Genomic DNA, 2,201 nt, shown 5'->3' on the forward strand with positions numbered 1-2,201 from the left:
CACCGGACGCTGCCTCCGACGCTGAACTTCACGAAGCCGCATCCGATGCTGGAGCTGGAGGGCAGTCCCTTCCAGGTGGTGGCGAGCGCGCGTGCATGGGAGGGGCCGCTGCCGCTGCGTGCGGGAGTGACGGCGCTGGGGATTGGAGGCACGAACGCGCACGTGGTGTTGCAGGAGGCTCCGGCCCTTCCGGAGACGGATGCGCCCCGGCGTGGGGAAGAGGTGCTGCTCTTGTCCGCGAAGACGGAGGGGGCGCTGGAGCGGATGACCTCGGCGCTCGCGGAGCGTGTCCAGGGGGCTTCGGGCGCCGGGCTCGCGGACGTCGCGCATACGTTGCAGGTGGGACGGGCTCGCTTCCCTTGGCGCCGCTTCGTCGTGGTCCGTCAGGGAGAGGACGCGGCGGCGCTCCTGACGGGAAAGCCCGGTGCCGTGTTCGACGAGGGCGAAGCCCGTGGGGTGGCCTTCCTGTTCCCGGGCGGCGGTGCGCAGCGGGTGAACATGGGCGAGGCGTTCCTTCGTGAGCCCGCGTTCCGCGCGGCCATTGATACGTGCGCGGAGTGGCTTCGCGGTCCCCTGGGCGCCGACCTCCGCGACATCCTCTTCGCGGGACCCGAGCGCTTCGATGCGGCGGCCCGTGAGCTGGACCGGCCGCTGTGGTCCCAGCCCGCGTTGTTCGTCTGTGACTGGGCGCTCGCGCAGCTGTGGCTGTCGTGGGGCGTGAAGCCGGAGGCGCTGCTGGGGCACTCGCTTGGCGAATACGTGGCCGCGTGCCTCGCGGGCGTGTTCACGCTGGAGGAGGCGCTGGGGCTCGTCGTTGCTCGCGGGCGGTTGATGGAGGCGATGCCTCCGGGCGGCATGGTGTCCGTGCTCGCGCCCGTGGAGCAGGTCTCGGAGTTGGTGGGCGCGGCTGTGTCGGTGGCGGCCATCAACGGACCGGAGACCTGTGTCCTCTCCGGGCCTGTGCAGGAGCTGGAGGCCGCGGAGCAGGCGCTGACGGCCCGGGGGCATCGAGCACAAGCGGGTGCGCTACGCGCGCGCCGCGCACTCGGCAATGCTGGAGCCGTACCTGGAGGGCTTCGCTCGGGAGGTGGCCCGGGTGAAGCTCCGCGCGCCTTCGCTGCCCGTCGTGTCCAGCCTCACCGGCCGGTGGCTCCAGGAGCGCGAGGCGACGTCTCCGGACTACTGGGTCCGGCACCTGCGGCACACGGTCCGCTTCTCCGACGCGCTGGCCTGCCTGCTGGAGTCCGGAGACCGCGCACTGATTGAAGTGGGACCGGGCACGACGCTCACCGCGCTCGCGAGGCAGCACCCGGTTCGCAAGACGCAGCCCGTGCTGGCCACCCTGCCGACGAAGGGGGATGCACCTGGAAGCGCCCTGGCCGCCCTGGGCGAAGCCTGGGCCGCGGGCGTGGACGTGGATTGGGAACGCATCCGGGACGGCGAGCGGCGCCGGCGCGTGGACCTGCCGACCTACAGCTTCGACCGCGAGCACTACAGCCTGGATGACGCCGCGCCGGCCCCCATCTCACGCGAGGCCATGGCGGCCCGGGCGAAGGCGACCGTTCCCCCGAAGGCACGGGCTCCGCGCCGGAGTGAGCGCGTGGCCCCTCGCGACGCCACGGAGCAGACCCTGGTCGAGTGCTTCCAGACGCTGTTCCGCCTGGACGACGTGGGCATCCACGATGACTTCTTCGCGCTGGGCGGCGATTCGCTGGTCGCGCTCCGGCTGCTCGCGATGATCTCCGAGCGCTTCGGCAAGCGGCTCGCGCTGAAGGAGATGCTGACCGCGCCCACGGTGGAGTTGCTGGCGCGGAAGCTGGGCGGACAGGAGGAGTCGCGCGCCCTGCCTCCCGGTGTCGCGCTGCTTCAGCAGGGCACTCGCGGTCCGCCGCTGTTCTTCGTGCACGGGGCCGGAGGCCAGGCGGTGTTCTACCGGGAGCTGGCGGGCGCCATCGACCCGGGCCGGACCGCGCATGCCTTCGAGGCTCGGGGCCTGGAGCCGGATGGGCCGCTGCACACGTCCGTCGACGAGATGGCGACGGCCTACCTGGAGGGCCTGCGCGCGTTGCAGCCCTCGGGGCCGTACTTGCTGGTGGGGGCTTCGTTCGGCGGCGCGGTCGTCTACGAGATGGCCCGCAGGCTGAAGGCGGAAGGCCACGCGGTGCCGCTGTGCGCGATGCTCGACACGCCGGGCCCCGGGG

1 protein-coding gene and 1 pseudogene are annotated in these 2,201 nt (G+C 72.4%); both read left to right on the forward strand.

Features of this window, described 5'->3' with window-relative positions:
* Window positions 1-45 precede the first annotated feature (45 nt).
* Window positions 46-954 (forward strand): annotated as a pseudogene (locus D7X55_RS45000) (acyltransferase domain-containing protein); the annotation flags it as partial.
* Between the two features lie 97 nt (window positions 955-1,051).
* Window positions 1,052-2,201: alpha/beta fold hydrolase (locus tag D7X55_RS45805; RefSeq protein WP_368666521.1), on the forward strand; the 1,150-nt coding region annotated here is incomplete at its 3' end.

The organism is Corallococcus sp. AB049A, from assembly GCF_003668885.1.
Classification (GTDB): domain Bacteria; phylum Myxococcota; class Myxococcia; order Myxococcales; family Myxococcaceae; genus Corallococcus; species Corallococcus interemptor.